The sequence below is a fragment of the Caldalkalibacillus salinus genome, assembly GCF_016745835.1.
Lineage (GTDB): Bacteria > Bacillota > Bacilli > Caldalkalibacillales > JCM-10596 > Caldalkalibacillus_A > Caldalkalibacillus_A salinus.
In genome coordinates this window covers 53,225-67,428 of sequence record NZ_JAERVL010000033.1, presented here as the reverse complement: position 1 = coordinate 67,428, position 14,204 = coordinate 53,225, and the positions used below count along the sequence as shown (strand labels likewise).

The following is a 14,204-nucleotide window of genomic DNA, read 5'->3' as shown; positions in this document are numbered from 1 at the left end:
ACGTTGCGCTATTAGCTGATTAAACTTAATTCGTGTTTCTTATTGTTGAAACAACCGCGCTTTTCGTGGCGACAAAAACCATCTTAACACGCAGGTTAATGTGTGTCAACAACTTTTTATCTTATTTTTGTTGTGTTTTGTTATGTCGCTCTCTTGCGGCGACAAATAATAATATAACACGGTGTGAACTTTCGTGCAACCCCTAAATTATAATTTTATGTCGTAAAATGATATTTATGATCATTAAATGTTCAGTAAAGGGACTTCTATTGCATTCCAGCACCTCCTCAGGACATGATTAAAGCCCGCTTAAAGGCGGGCTTTAGGTACGTCTATTTTAAGCTTATATTATTTACAGGTCTTATTCGTCGTCAACATTCTCTTCTCCACTCTCATCATCTGGATTGTCTGTGTCTACCCCTTCGTTAACGGTAATTTCTATTGATTCTTCAAGATTTCCATAGGTTATTTTGAGGGTTGCTTCTCCTGCACCAGCAGGCTTGAAGGACCATGGCTTATCCTCACTGATTTTGATCACTTCGTCATCATCCGTTTGTAGTGTGAAGTCTTCTGAAGCCAATTTGTAATTAAATAGACCCGCTTTCTCATTAACTAATAGGTAAGCTTGTTTAAGTGTGACTTCTGGGGTGTAAGTTTCCTCAGTAACGGTATACTCTGTTTCGACGTCAATATCTAAACTGTTAAAAATCTGACCATCGGTAAGGTCAACTGCCTCTTCGTATTTGTTATAAACGAGCTCTTTTTCGTCGTCTTCTTCAGAGCCAACTTCCTGTGATGGGTTAGGATAACCGTAAACTGAAGCGGTTACTGTGATTGTTGGTGATACTTTCTCGTCACTAACCTCAAGTACAAACCAACCTTCTTCATCCAATTTATTAGTTTCATCATATACAGCTTCTTTGACTGTCGTTTCATCACTATTCTTAATTTTTAATTCGATTCCTTCAAAGCCTTCTTGTGGTTTGACAAGTAAGTGTACACTTTCTGTACCAAGTGCGGTAGCCACCTCAAATTCGAGATGACCATAAACATCATGGGTGACGACTTCTTGATCGAGAACTTGTCCAAAACTTTTGGGGTATTCGGAATATTCAGAGCCGTTATCCCCACCTGGTCCACCAGGCGTTCCACCTCCGCCACCAGCAGGTGGTGAAGAATCGTCATCGTCTTCATCATCAGATGGTGGTGTGACAACCCCACCTCCGCCACCAGAATTATCGATACTTTCTTCTACTCTGCTAAGTATAACAACTGCTTCGGCTCTAGTCGCTCCTCCTGAAGGTTTGAACGAACCATCAGGATAGCCCTGAATAAGTCCTTCACTTACAGCATAGGCAATGTAGGGTTGTGCCCAATCAGGAATGTTGTTCGCGTCCGTAAATTCGAGTTCCGCTTGTGGAACTTCAAATGTTTCCTCTTGTATGAGGGCCCGGACAGCCATCGTGGCAATCTCGGCACGAGTTATGTTGTTACTTGGTCTAAACGTGCCATTTTCATACCCGTTAATAATGTCCTCATTTACGGACGCGTTGATTGCTCCGCTAGCCCAGTGCTGGGAAGATACATCACTAAAAGATGTACTACCTTCTACACTGTCTAGTCCAAGAACACTCGTCACCACCATCGTAAACTCGGCTCTGGTAATAGAATTGTTTGGTCTGAATGTGCCGTCCTCGTAACCGTTAATGTGTCCACTTTCAGTCATAGCGTTAATGGTGTCTTCTGCCCAGTGGCCTTGCGCATCGTTAATAGCAAGAGCGGACATTGGCATAGATAATGCCAGTGCAAAGATCAATACTAAAATACAACTACGTCTCACTTTCCTCTCCCCTTTCACAATTTACATGGAGAAGAGAATGTGAAGAATTACTCACAGCTGGCACAGTCTAGGACAGGGTCTGAAATAGAGCAGCAAATATTCAGTTGTGGTAATGTCACATTCCCTCCTCCGTGAGTTGTTTGTGGTTATGTAGGTTGTCCATAAACCACAGTCATATTTTACTATATAATCACGTACGAATAAAGTTATTTATACAACAAATATTGTCATTTGTTTAACTTTTACATTTTATGGGTGTTATTTGGCTCTACAGTCCTGTTCTGATTGTCTTAATATTTTTAAACTGTGGCTCTACCTCAATCTTATTTTTTCCATCTTTATTTTATTCTGTGTTGTTATATCCACTGACAAAAAACAGTGACCTATAATAAAAAAACGCCTTCGTCAATTAAGAACGAAAGCGTGAAAAAAGCTTTATTTCATTTTGTAGTGCAATTTGTTCGTATGTGCAAGAGTATGAACGATCATTTAGTACCTTAGGCTTCTAGGCGTCTGGGAACCTGAGTTCCTAAGCATCTGAGCGCCTGAGCATCCGAGTGCCTGAGCATCCGAGTGCCTGAGCATCCGAGCGCCTGAGCATCTGAGTGCCTGAGCATCTGAGCACAACTACTCCTGATCAACATGTCTCATTGTTGGAAAGAGTAACACATCACGAATAGAAGGTGAGTTCGTAAGTAGCATAACGATACGGTCAATGCCTATCCCTAGTCCTCCCGTTGGTGGCATGCCGTACTCTAGGGCTTCTATAAAGTCATGATCCATCTCATGCGCTTCGTCATTCCCCGCTTCTTTTTCAACTAACTGAGCTTCAAAACGTTCCCGCTGATCAATCGGATCGTTAAGCTCTGTAAAGGCGTTTGCGTGCTCGCGTGCTACAATGAACAGCTCAAAGCGATCGGTGAATCTAGGGTCTTCCTCGTTCTTTTTAGCAAGAGGAGAAATATCGACGGGATGACCATAGATAAATGTAGGCTGAATCAATGTGTGTTCTACCTTTTGTTCGAAGAATTCATTGACGATATGTCCGAATTTCATATGCGGTTCTATCTTCACGCCATGTTCTTCAGCCAAGGCTTTGGCCTCATCATCACTGAGGTTTTGTTTGAAATCCACGCCCACCTCTTCTTTTATCGCGTCAACCATGGACACACGTCTCCAAGGTGCAGCAAGATCCACCTCGTACTCACCGTATGTGACCTTTGTCGTTCCATGTACGTCTTTGGCGATGTGCTCAATGAGGTTTTCTGTAAGAGACATGATGTCTTCATAGTCACCATACGCTTCGTATAATTCGAGCATCGTAAATTCCGGGTTATGACGAGTGGATATACCTTCATTACGGTAGACACGACCAATTTCATATACTTTCTCCATGCCCCCGACGATCAAACGTTTAAGATGTAACTCAATAGCGATACGCATATATAAGGCCATATCCAATGCGTTATGATGGGTAATAAAAGGTCGGGCTGAAGCACCACCAGCAATCGTATGTAATGTTGGTGTTTCTACCTCCAGGAATCCTTGATTGTCCAAATATTTCCTCATAGACTGGATGATCTTGCTCCTTGTGATGAAGGTCTCCCTTACTTCAGGGTTAATAATGAGGTCAACGTAACGTTTACGGTAACGTTGCTCCACATCTTTTAGGCCATGGTATTTATCCGGTAAAGGTCTGAGCGCTTTAGATAAGAGCGTCAGTTCTTTTACTTTAATGCTTGTCTCTCCACGTTTTGTCTTGAATAATACGCCTCGTACACCGACAATATCTCCAAGGTCAAGGTGTGTGAATAAATCGTACGCTTCTTCACCCACTTGATCTAACCGAACGTAGATCTGAATACGTGCATGTAGGTCTTGTACATGGGCGAATCCAGCTTTTCCTTGCCCACGCTTGGACATGAGTCGACCCGCTATCGTGACGGGAATGTCTTGTGGGTCTAGATCTTCTTTAGCTAAGTGATCATACTGCTCTAAAATCTGAGCAGCGTCATGTGTGCGTTCGAACTTATGGCCAAAAGGATCGATCCCTTTGTTTTTGATTTCACTCATTTTCTCCCGTCGAACAATGAGCTGGTCGTTTAATTCTTCACTCATTTAAACTCCTCCTATTGAAAAAAAGGGGACCACCGCGTGATTCCCCTATAGTCTATCTCTATTATTTTTAATTTAATCATGTTTTTCAAGTGTAAACTGATATTTTCTCGTTATCGGACGGACGTCATTTTTATCATAACCCGTCTTTATTCACATCCGTTCCAAGGTCCAACCTCTTGTAGGTTATAGAGAATCTGCGATTTTGGGTTGATCAAACATCCGTTGTTTCCGTTAACACTCGCGTTTATTTTCCAATGTCTAAGATTTCATATTGAATGACACCTGCAGGGACATTGACATCGACAATAGCCCCTTTGCTTTTACCTAGAAGCGCTTGGCCAACAGGGGATTCATTGGAAATACGGTTTTCCGTCGGGTTTGATTCCGCTGACCCTACGATCGTGTATTTTACTTCATCATTAAACTCTAAGTCTTTTAGGATGACCGTAGACCCGATACTGACCACATCTGTGTCTACTTCCTCATCTTGTATAATTCTGGCATTACGTAACATCTTTTCTAGGGTGATGACTCTTCCTTCAATGAAGGCTTGTTCGTTTTTAGCATCGTCGTACTCTGAGTTTTCGCTTATATCTCCGTAGCTTATAGCTGCTTTGATTCTTTCTGCAACTTCTTTACGCTTGACAGACTTTAAATGCTCCAGCTCTTCCTCTAGTTTTGCTAGTCCTTCTGGTGTTAGAATGACTTCTTTTTCGGCCATGTAAAAACTCCCCCATACCTTATTAAATTTCCCTAGCATTCTATGTGGAGCTTGTGAAGTCTATGACTGTAATCTTGTTGCTTGGGCTCCTGTTATCCTTTGTGATGTTCACATGCCAGAATTTAAGCTAGATATATTCAATTATTTATATTCAATTTTGGGTTAATTCTAGTGCCGTTGCACCGTAAACCTTAGAGTTTCGAAATGATTGTGTCGTATTATAGGTGATTATCCTTAGGTTGTCAATACTGGCTTTTTGGGCTTTTTCTCCTCAAGCTGCCCAACGAAGGATGTCAGCAGGTCCACAAGTGCATCTCTCGTTGTGGTATGGTTGATCTTTTCACGAATAGGCGCTGCACCTCGTAACCCTTTGAGATACCAAGCGGCATGTTTTCTCATTTCCATGACCGCGACCTTTTCACCCTTAAGGGCGGTTAAACGATCTAAATGCAAGATACAGATATCGATTTTCTCTTGAGGGGTTGGGTTAGGCACAAGCGAACCATCCTCTAGATAGCGTACTGTACGGTAAAGCATCCACGGATTACCTAAAGCGGCACGGCCAATCATCACACCGTCAACACCCGTTTCGTCCAGCATACGTTTCGCCTTCTCTGGAGAATCCACGTCCCCATTTCCGATAACAGGGATATTCACGCTTTGTTTTACCTCACGTATGATGTTCCAATCCGCTGTTCCTTCGTACATTTGAACACGCGTTCTACCGTGTAGAGAGACCGCTTTTGCGCCTGCGCTTTCAATTGCTTTCGCGTTCTCAATCGCATATACGTGCTCTTCATCCCAGCCCGTTCTCATTTTTACTGTTACTGGCTTCTGAACAGCTTCCACCACTGCTGAAACCATTTCATGAATTTTGTTCGGATCTAGTAACCATTTTGCACCTGCGTCACACTTGGTGATTTTCGGTACAGGGCACCCCATATTGATATCGATAATATCAGCGTTCGTTTGATTGTCAACGACTTTAGCCGCTTCGACCAACGACGATTTATCGCCACCAAAGATCTGTAAGGATAATGGTTTTTCTCTCTCGTCCACGTACAGCATTTTCTTCGTTTTCTCATTACCGTGCAGAATCGCTTTATCACTTATCATTTCGGCACAGACTAAACCCGCTCCGAATTCTTTAGCAATTAAACGAAAGGCAGGGTTACACACACCCGCCATCGGTGCTAGCACGACCTGGTTCTTCATTTCTATATCGCCTATCTTTAATGTTTTAGCCATTATCATTCACCCCTTCTCCTTTTAATTCGTTTATCGTTACGCCTAACTCGCGCGCAATTTCTTCTAGAAGTTGCGGAGATGGCACTTTGGTTCCTCTTTCAACACTCCCAATGACAGATACGGATAAATGAATAGCTTTGGCCAAATCTTCCTGTGTATAGCCTTTGAGTTTGCGAAACGCTCTGATGCGCTTCCCCCATCTTATGACCTGCTCTTCCATATATGAACACCTTCTCCCTTCACCTTATGGCAAAGTGCTTCCGCCGTGTATGTTGTGCCTGGTACTTGTAGATCTGGCGCAATTTCGGCTAAAGGTACGACAACAAACGCGCGCTCCTTCATTCTAGGGTGTGGAATCTTAAGGTGTCGTGTATCCATACTTATACTATTATACAACAGGATGTCAATATCAATGGTTCTAGGCCCCCACCGTACTAACCTTTCCCGACCGAGTGACCGCTCAATACGTTGAATATGCGTCAGTAGTGTTTCTGGTTCAAGGGCGGTCTGTCCAGCAACGACCATGTTTAGAAAACGGCTTTGATTTTCATAACCCACAGGGTCTGTTTCATAGATTGCCGACATTTTAGTTAGTTCCAGTTGTTCGATTTGGTTGAGCTGCGTCATGGCCTGACTCAGAAAAGAAGCCCGATCACCCATATTGGAGCCTAACGAGAGGTAAAAGGTCTCCCAAAGAGGCGTTCCTTCTCCTTCCATCATGGCCTTTTCCTCCCTATTTCAACCGCCACCGCTTCATAATGTCCAGCTATAGGCGGATCAGGCTTGGTAACTGTGACGACCACTTCTTGAACATTAAACCACTGTGAGAGGCATTCTGTAGCGATTTTTTCGGCCACCGATTCGATCAGTTGGTATGGCGGCCCTTCTACAATGTTTTTGGTCACCTCGTAAACTTCAGCGTAATTCACAGAGTGACTCAGATCATCCGTTTGACCTGCCTGTTTTAAATCAATATATAATTGAAGGTCCACTTTATATCGTTGCCCTAACTTGTTCTCTTCTGGGAAGACACCATGATATCCGTAAAAAGACATGCCATTAAGCATGATTTTATCCATGGACGCCAACCTCTTTACCTAACATCGCATCCATCATTTTCACAGCTCGGGCTACTTCCTTGACGTCGTGGACTCGCACGATGTCACAGCCGAGTTGCACACCTAGACACGCTGTCGCGATCGTCCCTTCTACTCTGTCATCCGTTGGTAGATCTAGGACTTGTCCGATCATTGATTTTCTAGAGGTCCCTAAAAGCATCGGGTACCCTAGGTCAGTGAGACGGTCTAAGTGTTTCATGACAACAAGGTTGTCTTCCCACGTTTTAGCAAAACCAATGCCAGGGTCTAGAATGATTTGGTGCGCCTGCACACCTGCTTCTTTTGCTATGGAAGCGCTTTGTAGTAAATCCTCTTTGATATTTTCTATGAGATCAGTGTATTGCCGGTTCGTTCTATTGTGCATAAGAATAATGGGCGCGCCACTTTTGGCCGCCACGTTGGCCATATTCGTGTCTTGTTTCGCTCCCCACACGTCATTGATGATATGAGCGCCTGCGTTTAACGCTTCTTGGGCCACAACGGCTTTGTACGTATCAATAGAAATAGGAACAGAGAATCTAGAGGATACCGCCTCTATCACTGGAATAACTCTAGATAGCTCCTCATCGGCAGGAACAAATGCCGCCCCTGGGCGAGTGGACTCCCCACCGATGTCAATCATGTCTGCACCGTGCTCTATCATCTCTGCCACATGGTCGATCGCACGGTCCACTTGATTGTACGAGCCACCGTCTGAAAAAGAATCAGGCGTTGCATTCAATATTCCCATGACATACGTTTTTCGTCCAAAATCTAAGGCGTGAGTTCCTGCATAAATCGTACGGTTACTCAATTGCTGCCACCTACTTTCACTCTATTAATTATGCTCTTTATTTTGCGTTCTAATCATGTTTGTTCATGATACTTTCTAGCTTCACCTTGATCACTTTCAACGGTTGCACCAATCTCTCTATGTTAGACATCAATTAATGTTCTGTTCTATCTGCCTCTGGTATGCTTCCTGAAGAGACGTTGTCACTCGACGGTCTAATGAGTAGGACACTTCATCCCACTGCGAGACAGGTAAGATTTCCTGGATGGCGTTAGTGATAAACACTTCCTCGCTTGCTTGCGCAGAGGAGAGGCTATAGTGCCCTTCTTCTACCCTCAAACCCAGGTCTTGTGCCGCTTGTAGGACCCACTGTCGGGTAATGCCATTTAATATACCCGTTTGTACATGCGGGGTGTGTAAGACACCGTCTTTCACAAAGAAAATATTACTTACAATTCCTTCAGCTACACTTCCATCGTGTGTCAGCATGATGCCTTCTGCATCAGGTGCGACCTGGCGTTTGGCTAGTATATTGTTCAAATAATGATGTGATTTAAACCGTTGGTAGCCTTCGGGTGTGTTGCGACGAAGGGAGACGGTCTGACATCTTTTATCTTTCGCTTTGGGCGGAAGGGCTTTGACAAGAAGGGTCTCTGTCTCTTCCGTATAAGGAGCAGTCCTCAGGCCGATCGGAGCCGGCCCGGCGGACACGTTTAGGCGAAAGTAGCCGTCCTGTAGATTGTTTCGCTCTAAGAGGATGCTTATTTGCCGCCTTAGCTTTGGCTCATCAGCCTCCCACTCAATACCAATGTCTTTACAGGCTTGGGAAAGACGAGTCAAATGCTCCGTTAATAAAAAGGGGCACCCTTGATACGTGCGAAACGTTTCAAAGAGCCCGACCCCATACAGGTAACCGTGGTCTAAAACGGAAATGTTTGCTGCCTGTTCTGTTGTGAGTTCATTGTTCAGATAAAGGTACATGCTATGACAACTCCACTGATTCTGCCTGTGGTTTTCTGTATACGTCTATGAAATTCTGTAACAGTTTTTTTCCATAGTCTGTTATGATGGACTCTGGGTGGAACTGTACCCCTTCAATCGGTAACGTTTTATGACGAATACCCATAATTTCCCCTTCTGCCGTCCACGCACTGATGTCAAAACAGTCAGGTAAGGTTTCTTTTTCAATGATAAGTGAATGGTAGCGCGTGGCTTGGTAAGGGACAGGAATGTCTTTGAAGACAGTCCTCTGATCATGCTGTATGTCGGATGTCTTACCGTGCATGAGACGCTCCGCCTGTATAACATGTCCACCAAAGACCTGGCCAATCGCTTGATGACCTAAGCACACACCGAAGATCGGGATTTTGCCTCCGAAGTAACGTATAATGTCTAGGCTCATCCCCGCTTCGTCCGGTGTACAAGGTCCTGGGGAAATCATAATATAGTCAGGGGCCAAACTTTCTAATTCTTGAATGGTGATTTTATCATTGCGGTAAACCTGTAGCTCTTCCCCTAATTCCCCTAAATATTGTACTAAGTTATACGTAAATGAATCATAGTTATCAATCATCACGATCATTGCTCTGCTCCTCCTCTACTTCACGCTTAGCTCTTTTAAATTCTGATGCTCTGCTCTTCTATCGTGCTTTGTCCTTCTGTTTTCCGTTGGGATTCTGTCCCACGTTCAGCTTGGTGCTGGATACTTCGTTCATACGCCTTCCATAATACTTCTGCTTTCTTGAGAGATTCCTGATACTCATTGGCCGGCACGGAATCAATAACGATCCCTGCTCCTGCTTGGACATGAGCATACCCCTCCTTTGCGAGCATGGTGCGAATGACAATGTTTAACTCCATGTCCCCATCAAAATCAATCCATCCAATCGAACCAGTGTAGATGCCTCTTCTAACAGGCTCTAATTCTTCTATGATTTCCATCGTTCTTACTTTCGGGGCCCCCGTGATGGTGCCTCCAGGAAACACCGCCCGTATGACATCTACGGCGTCATGCCCTTCGGCTAGCATGCCTTGCACATTTGAGACGATATGCATGACATGAGAGTACGCTTCAATGACCATAAATTCATCTACATTTACGGTGCCAAAGCGAGAAATCTTGCCAATATCATTGCGTTCCAGATCCACAAGCATGACATGTTCAGCCCGTTCTTTCTCGTTATTGATCAGTTCTTGGGCTAAGTGTAAATCATGCTGACGATCCTGCCCCCTGGGGCGTGTCCCCGCAATGGGACGTGTATTCACCACACCGTTTTTCACCTTGATCAATTGTTCTGGTGAACCACTGACAATCTGACATTCAGGAAAATGCAAGTAACCCATGTACGGGGAAGGGTTAATCTCCCGAAGCACTTGGTATACGTCTATGGGCTGTGTTTGTAATGGTCTAGACTGCCTCACTGAAAGGTTAACCTGAAAGACGTCACCAGTAGAAATGTAAGACTGTACCTTCTGTACCGCTTGAATAAAATCATCTTCTTCGAGAGAAGGTTTTATCTTCTGCCTTATGTCATCGAGGTTCAGCATGTCCCGCTGAAACGGTATTGATGTCTGCTGCCCGGTAGCGTGTTGGGCATGTTTCTCACTGTTCGGCTCGCTTGTGCTTTCGGCCATCGTCTCAAGTATTTGATTTATTTCGCTTATCCATTGCGAAAGCCACTCGTGTCCTTGATTTAAGGACTGTTCGATAGCCGCTACAGTATGATTAACGACCGGTTGATAACGTATAACGTAATGTTGATCTGCTTGGTGATCATAGACCATTAATTGTTCAAAAGCCATGAGGTACATGTCCGGCATGTCCAGATCATCTGTACTTTGGTTAGGGAGGGACTCTATTTGCCTGACAACATCGTAGCTGAAAAAGCCGAGTAAGCCCCCTTTGAAGTCAGGGAGTCCTTCTAATTGCACCGCCTGTCGGGTTTCGAGCCATTTTTTGAGCTGAAGAAGTAAATCTCCTTCTCGCTGCTGTTTATGAACCACTTGACCATCTTTGTCAAGCGTGTGTATATCAAGTTTATCATCTTTTCCTTTTAACACATGAGTGGGTGTATAGCCTATGATAGAATATCGGCCTGTTCGACCACTCTCTAGTAACGCATGATATTGCCGTCCCTGCGTAAGTGTACGGTAAAGTGCCATCCAATGAGCGTGGCTCATGTCAAAGGCTTGAATGACGGGCATGTATCGATGCGTTGGTTTTAGTTTTGTGAATACGTCTTGTGCCGAAATATTCATTACGAGCCACACACTCCAGTACATTAATTTACCCTCTTATTTTACCTTTTTTCTCTTCCGTTTGCTACCGTTCAAGCTGTTTGGCTATGAAAATGGAAAAGAGAGGCTGGACAAAGTCAACAGCCTCTCTTCTTAAGCATGTTATATTTATACTGTAAATGATTGTCTGATACTGATAAACAGTCTTTCAAACTTGTTATTAAAGCGGATGTTAAGCTTGAGTTTCTTCTTCATCAAATTTAAATAAAGGCGTGCTCAAGTAACGTTCACCATTACTAGGGATAACAGCGACCACTTTTTTCCCTTTGCCTAGTTTTTTAGCTACATCTAGAGCTGCGTGTACGGCTGCGCCTGAAGAGATCCCTCCAAGGATACCCTCTTCACGACCAAGGCGACGTGCCATTTCAAACGCCTCTTCATTAGCAACTGCAATAACATCGTCATAGAGGTCCGTATCTAGTATCTCGGGCACGAATCCTGCACCGATGCCCTGAATTTTATGTGGGCCGGGCTCTCCGCCAGATAAGATCGCGGAATCCTTAGGTTCAACAGCCACGAGGTGTAGGTTCGGGAAGGCATCCTTCAATACTTCACCTGCACCTGTGATGGTCCCACCAGTCCCAATACCGGAGACAAAGGCGTCTAGTTGGTCACCCACTTGCTCAAGTAACTCTTTCCCTGTTGTTTCACGGTGCACTTTAGGGTTAGCAGGGTTTTGGAACTGTTGGGGCATGTAATAATCCTCATGACCTTCAACAAGTTCATTCGCTTTGGCAATAGCCCCTTTCATGCCTTTGGCGCCAGGCGTAAGTACTAATTCTGCACCGTAAGCACGTAGCAGGCTGCGACGTTCTATACTCATCGTATCAGGCATGACAAGCTTAGTCTTGTAGCCCTTCGCGGCGGCAACCATAGCAAGACCAATACCTGTGTTCCCTGATGTTGGTTCGACGATGGTCATGCCAGGTTTGAGATCCCCTGACTTTTCAGCCTCTTCAACCATAGAAAGAGCAATACGATCTTTAACGCTACTACCTGGGTTAAAATACTCTAGTTTGAGATAAACGTCAGCATGTTCCTCCCCAACTAAACGATTTAATTTTACTAATGGGGTTTGACCGATTAATTCAGTAATGGAGTTAACAACTTTCATGATTGAACCTCCTACCAAAAACCAAGTAAATTTATTGGTTTTATACTTTTTTAACATTTTACCAATGAAAAGGATGGAACGTCAATCATCACGCCCATTATTTTAAGAATTTTTTTACACCCGCTGATTCACGCAAAGATTTCAGGTAAACGTTAATGCCGTCAATCTGTTGTAGGGCTAACTCTCTTCTGACCGCCCCTTTCACCTCGTCGAAGGTCTGTTGGCCCCCTTCATATCGTTCACTTACTTTTATAATCGCAAACCCGTCATCAACGGCAATAGGGTTACTCAGCGTTTCTAGTTCAATGTCCTCTGCCACTGTGACAATATCATAGGGGATATAAAACGCATCCGCTGAAACAATACCCATATCCCCCCCATCAGAGGCGGTAATCATGTCGGTCGAGCGTTCAGCTGCAACCGCCTCAAAGCTCGATCCTTCTTCAATTTCTTCAATGACGGTCTTTGCTTCTTGCTCAGTAGGGACAATGATCTGATGTAAATGAAAGCGGGTAGGGATATAAAACGCATCCGTATTTTCCTCGTAATACGCCCTCATCTCCTCCTCTGTCACAACGACATCGTTCGTGGCTAGTTCCTCGAGAAGGAGATAGTATTTGATTTCTTCATAAAGCTCTTCTCTGCCTATACCTACTTGTTCTTGGAGCGTTGCATAGAACTCTTCTTCCGAGCTGTAATCACTCCTGAGATGTGTCACTTCTCTTTCAAGCTCCTCATCAGATATGGTCATCCCCACACGTTCGGCTTCAGAAAAGACAAGTTTACGATCAATCATTTCGGCCAGCACGGTTGGACCATAATCATGCAGTAAACGCTCCGTTAGTTCATCCATCGTGATGGTCTCACCGTTGATGTCTGCAACGATATCTTTAGAAGCATGTGTTGGTTCTACAGTCGCATCATTAAAGATATATCCTATGGTGACCACCTGGAGTAAAATCAGGACAAAAATGATCCCCCATAGCACCTTTATTTTCTTCATGTAAGGCACCTACCTCTTCATGTTACTTTTGTCTCTCAATTTCTTGGATTAATTGTTCGAGGTCCTCACGTTCAAAGTTATATGTTGAATTACAGAAATGACAATTGACTTCTGCCTTTCCTTCTTCTTGTAGTAGGTTTTCTAGTTCCTCCTTGCCAAGGCTGATAAGCGTTTGAGATACACGTTCATATGAACAGTGGCAAGAATATGAAACGGGTACCGTATCTAACCATTTTACCTCATCCAATACAAAGACACGTTTAATCATTTCTTCTGGCGTCAGACCTTCATTTACAAGCTGAGACACAGGTGGTATAGCTTTTAGTTGGTTTTCCAATTGATTGATAAAATCGTCAGGAACGCCTGGCATCAGTTGAATAATAAAACCGCCACTGGCCTTCACGCTATTGTCTGGATTGACGATGACACCCACACCGACAGAGGAAGGCGTTTGTTCTGACTGGGCAAAGTAAACGGTGAAGTCCTCACCGATTTCCCCACTAATGAGCTTTGAGTGACCTTGGTAAGGTTCACGCATACCTAAATCTTTATTGACGTAAATCGCACCTTCGGGACCCACGGCTCCTCCTACATCTAACTTTCCTTGTTCATTTTTAGGTAGATGGACTTGCGGGTTATCGACATAGCCTCTGACTTGTCCTTTGCTGTTCGCGTCAACCATGATCTTCCCGATCGGTCCGTTACCTCGTACTTGAATGGTAAGCTTGTCTTCCCCTTTCATCATGGCGCCCATCATCGCACCTACGGATAATGTTCGCCCAAGAGCAGCGGTTACCGTCGGCCAAGTTTGATGTCTTTCTTGTGCTTCCTGTACCGTCTGGGTTGAACGTATCGCATACACACGCACTTTGCCCTCAAGGACTAAAGCGCGTACCATGTAGTCTTGATCTTGTCTCTGAATGTGATTTTCTTGTTCTTGTGAACTCATGTTGTGACCTCCTTGTATGAAAAC

At 44.2% G+C, this 14,204-nt stretch carries 14 protein-coding genes; all 14 read right to left on the bottom strand.

The genetic code is table 11. The features are described 5' to 3' along the window. Positions 1-361 precede the first annotated feature (361 nt). Positions 362-1,840, bottom strand: coding sequence for an S-layer homology domain-containing protein (locus JKM87_RS16510; protein ID WP_202081478.1), 1,479 nt, complete (start codon positions 1,838-1,840; stop codon positions 362-364). Positions 1,841-2,467: 627 nt separating this feature from the next. After that, positions 2,468-3,958, bottom strand: a complete 1,491-nt coding sequence (gene lysS / locus JKM87_RS16505; protein WP_202081477.1) for a lysine--tRNA ligase — start codon at positions 3,956-3,958, stop codon at positions 2,468-2,470. A gap of 244 nt (positions 3,959-4,202) precedes the next feature. Further along, a complete protein-coding gene (gene greA, locus JKM87_RS16500; protein ID WP_202081476.1) occupies positions 4,203-4,679 on the bottom strand; it encodes a transcription elongation factor GreA in 477 nt (158 codons plus the stop codon). Between the two features lie 234 nt (positions 4,680-4,913). Continuing rightward, complete coding sequence (gene dusB / locus JKM87_RS16495) at positions 4,914-5,927, bottom strand: tRNA dihydrouridine synthase DusB (protein ID WP_202081475.1); 1,014 nt, start codon at positions 5,925-5,927, stop codon at positions 4,914-4,916. After that, a complete protein-coding gene (locus JKM87_RS16490) occupies positions 5,920-6,147 on the bottom strand; it encodes a helix-turn-helix domain-containing protein (RefSeq protein ID WP_202081474.1) in 228 nt (75 codons plus the stop codon). Before JKM87_RS16490 ends, dusB begins: the two co-directional genes overlap by 8 nt. Continuing rightward, positions 6,129-6,647, bottom strand: a complete 519-nt coding sequence (gene folK, locus JKM87_RS16485; protein WP_236838903.1) for a 2-amino-4-hydroxy-6-hydroxymethyldihydropteridine diphosphokinase — start codon at positions 6,645-6,647, stop codon at positions 6,129-6,131. The genes JKM87_RS16490 and folK overlap by 19 nt, the downstream gene beginning before the upstream one ends. Further along, positions 6,644-7,006, bottom strand: coding sequence for a dihydroneopterin aldolase (gene folB, locus JKM87_RS16480; RefSeq protein WP_202081473.1), 363 nt, complete (start codon positions 7,004-7,006; stop codon positions 6,644-6,646). Before folB ends, folK begins: the two co-directional genes overlap by 4 nt. Further along, the gene (folP, locus tag JKM87_RS16475) at positions 6,999-7,775 is read right to left on the bottom strand and encodes a dihydropteroate synthase (RefSeq protein ID WP_202081482.1); all 777 of its coding nucleotides are present in this window, start codon (positions 7,773-7,775) and stop codon (positions 6,999-7,001) included. Before folP ends, folB begins: the two co-directional genes overlap by 8 nt. Positions 7,776-7,967: 192 nt before the next feature. After that, positions 7,968-8,798, bottom strand: a complete 831-nt coding sequence (pabC, locus tag JKM87_RS16470; RefSeq protein ID WP_202081472.1) for an aminodeoxychorismate lyase — start codon at positions 8,796-8,798, stop codon at positions 7,968-7,970. Between the two features lies 1 nt (position 8,799). Continuing rightward, positions 8,800-9,399 (bottom strand): aminodeoxychorismate/anthranilate synthase component II, encoded by a 600-nt coding sequence (pabA, locus tag JKM87_RS16465; RefSeq protein WP_202081471.1) that lies wholly within the window; start codon positions 9,397-9,399, stop codon positions 8,800-8,802. Positions 9,400-9,434: 35 nt separating this feature from the next. Beyond that, positions 9,435-11,099, bottom strand: coding sequence for an anthranilate synthase component I family protein (locus tag JKM87_RS16460; protein WP_336885196.1), 1,665 nt, complete (start codon positions 11,097-11,099; stop codon positions 9,435-9,437). Between the two features lie 187 nt (positions 11,100-11,286). Further along, positions 11,287-12,231: a cysteine synthase A gene (gene cysK / locus JKM87_RS16455; RefSeq protein ID WP_202081480.1), complete on the bottom strand. Its 945-nt coding sequence runs from the start codon at positions 12,229-12,231 to the stop codon at positions 11,287-11,289. 94 nt (positions 12,232-12,325) lie between these two features. Next, positions 12,326-13,231 carry a peptidyl-prolyl cis-trans isomerase gene (locus JKM87_RS16450; protein ID WP_202081470.1) on the bottom strand — a complete coding sequence of 302 codons (906 nt, stop codon included), beginning with the start codon at positions 13,229-13,231 and terminating at the stop codon, positions 12,326-12,328. 22 nt (positions 13,232-13,253) lie between these two features. After that, positions 13,254-14,180, bottom strand: coding sequence for an Hsp33 family molecular chaperone HslO (gene hslO / locus JKM87_RS16445; protein ID WP_202081469.1), 927 nt, complete (start codon positions 14,178-14,180; stop codon positions 13,254-13,256). Between the last annotated feature and the right edge of the window lie 24 nt (positions 14,181-14,204).

Excerpts from the sequence above, each read along its gene's own strand:
- folK (WP_236838903.1), bottom strand. The coding sequence starts at position 6,647 with ATGATGGAAGGAGAAGGAACGCCTCTTTGGGAGACCTTTTACCTCTCG.
- hslO (WP_202081469.1), bottom strand. The coding sequence starts at position 14,180 with ATGAGTTCACAAGAACAAGAAAATCACATTCAGAGACAAGATCAAGAC.
- dusB (WP_202081475.1), bottom strand. The coding sequence starts at position 5,927 with ATGGCTAAAACATTAAAGATAGGCGATATAGAAATGAAGAACCAGGTC.
- greA (WP_202081476.1), bottom strand. The coding sequence starts at position 4,679 with ATGGCCGAAAAAGAAGTCATTCTAACACCAGAAGGACTAGCAAAACTA.
- folB (WP_202081473.1), bottom strand. The coding sequence starts at position 7,006 with ATGGATAAAATCATGCTTAATGGCATGTCTTTTTACGGATATCATGGT.
- pabA (WP_202081471.1), bottom strand. The coding sequence starts at position 9,399 with ATGATCGTGATGATTGATAACTATGATTCATTTACGTATAACTTAGTA.
- pabC (WP_202081472.1), bottom strand. The coding sequence starts at position 8,798 with ATGTACCTTTATCTGAACAATGAACTCACAACAGAACAGGCAGCAAAC.
- JKM87_RS16460 (WP_336885196.1), bottom strand. The coding sequence starts at position 11,099 with ATGTACTGGAGTGTGTGGCTCGTAATGAATATTTCGGCACAAGACGTA.
- folP (WP_202081482.1), bottom strand. The coding sequence starts at position 7,775 with ATGGGAATATTGAATGCAACGCCTGATTCTTTTTCAGACGGTGGCTCG.
- JKM87_RS16490 (WP_202081474.1), bottom strand. The coding sequence starts at position 6,147 with ATGGAAGAGCAGGTCATAAGATGGGGGAAGCGCATCAGAGCGTTTCGC.
- lysS (WP_202081477.1), bottom strand. The coding sequence starts at position 3,958 with ATGAGTGAAGAATTAAACGACCAGCTCATTGTTCGACGGGAGAAAATG.
- JKM87_RS16450 (WP_202081470.1), bottom strand. The coding sequence starts at position 13,231 with ATGAAGAAAATAAAGGTGCTATGGGGGATCATTTTTGTCCTGATTTTA.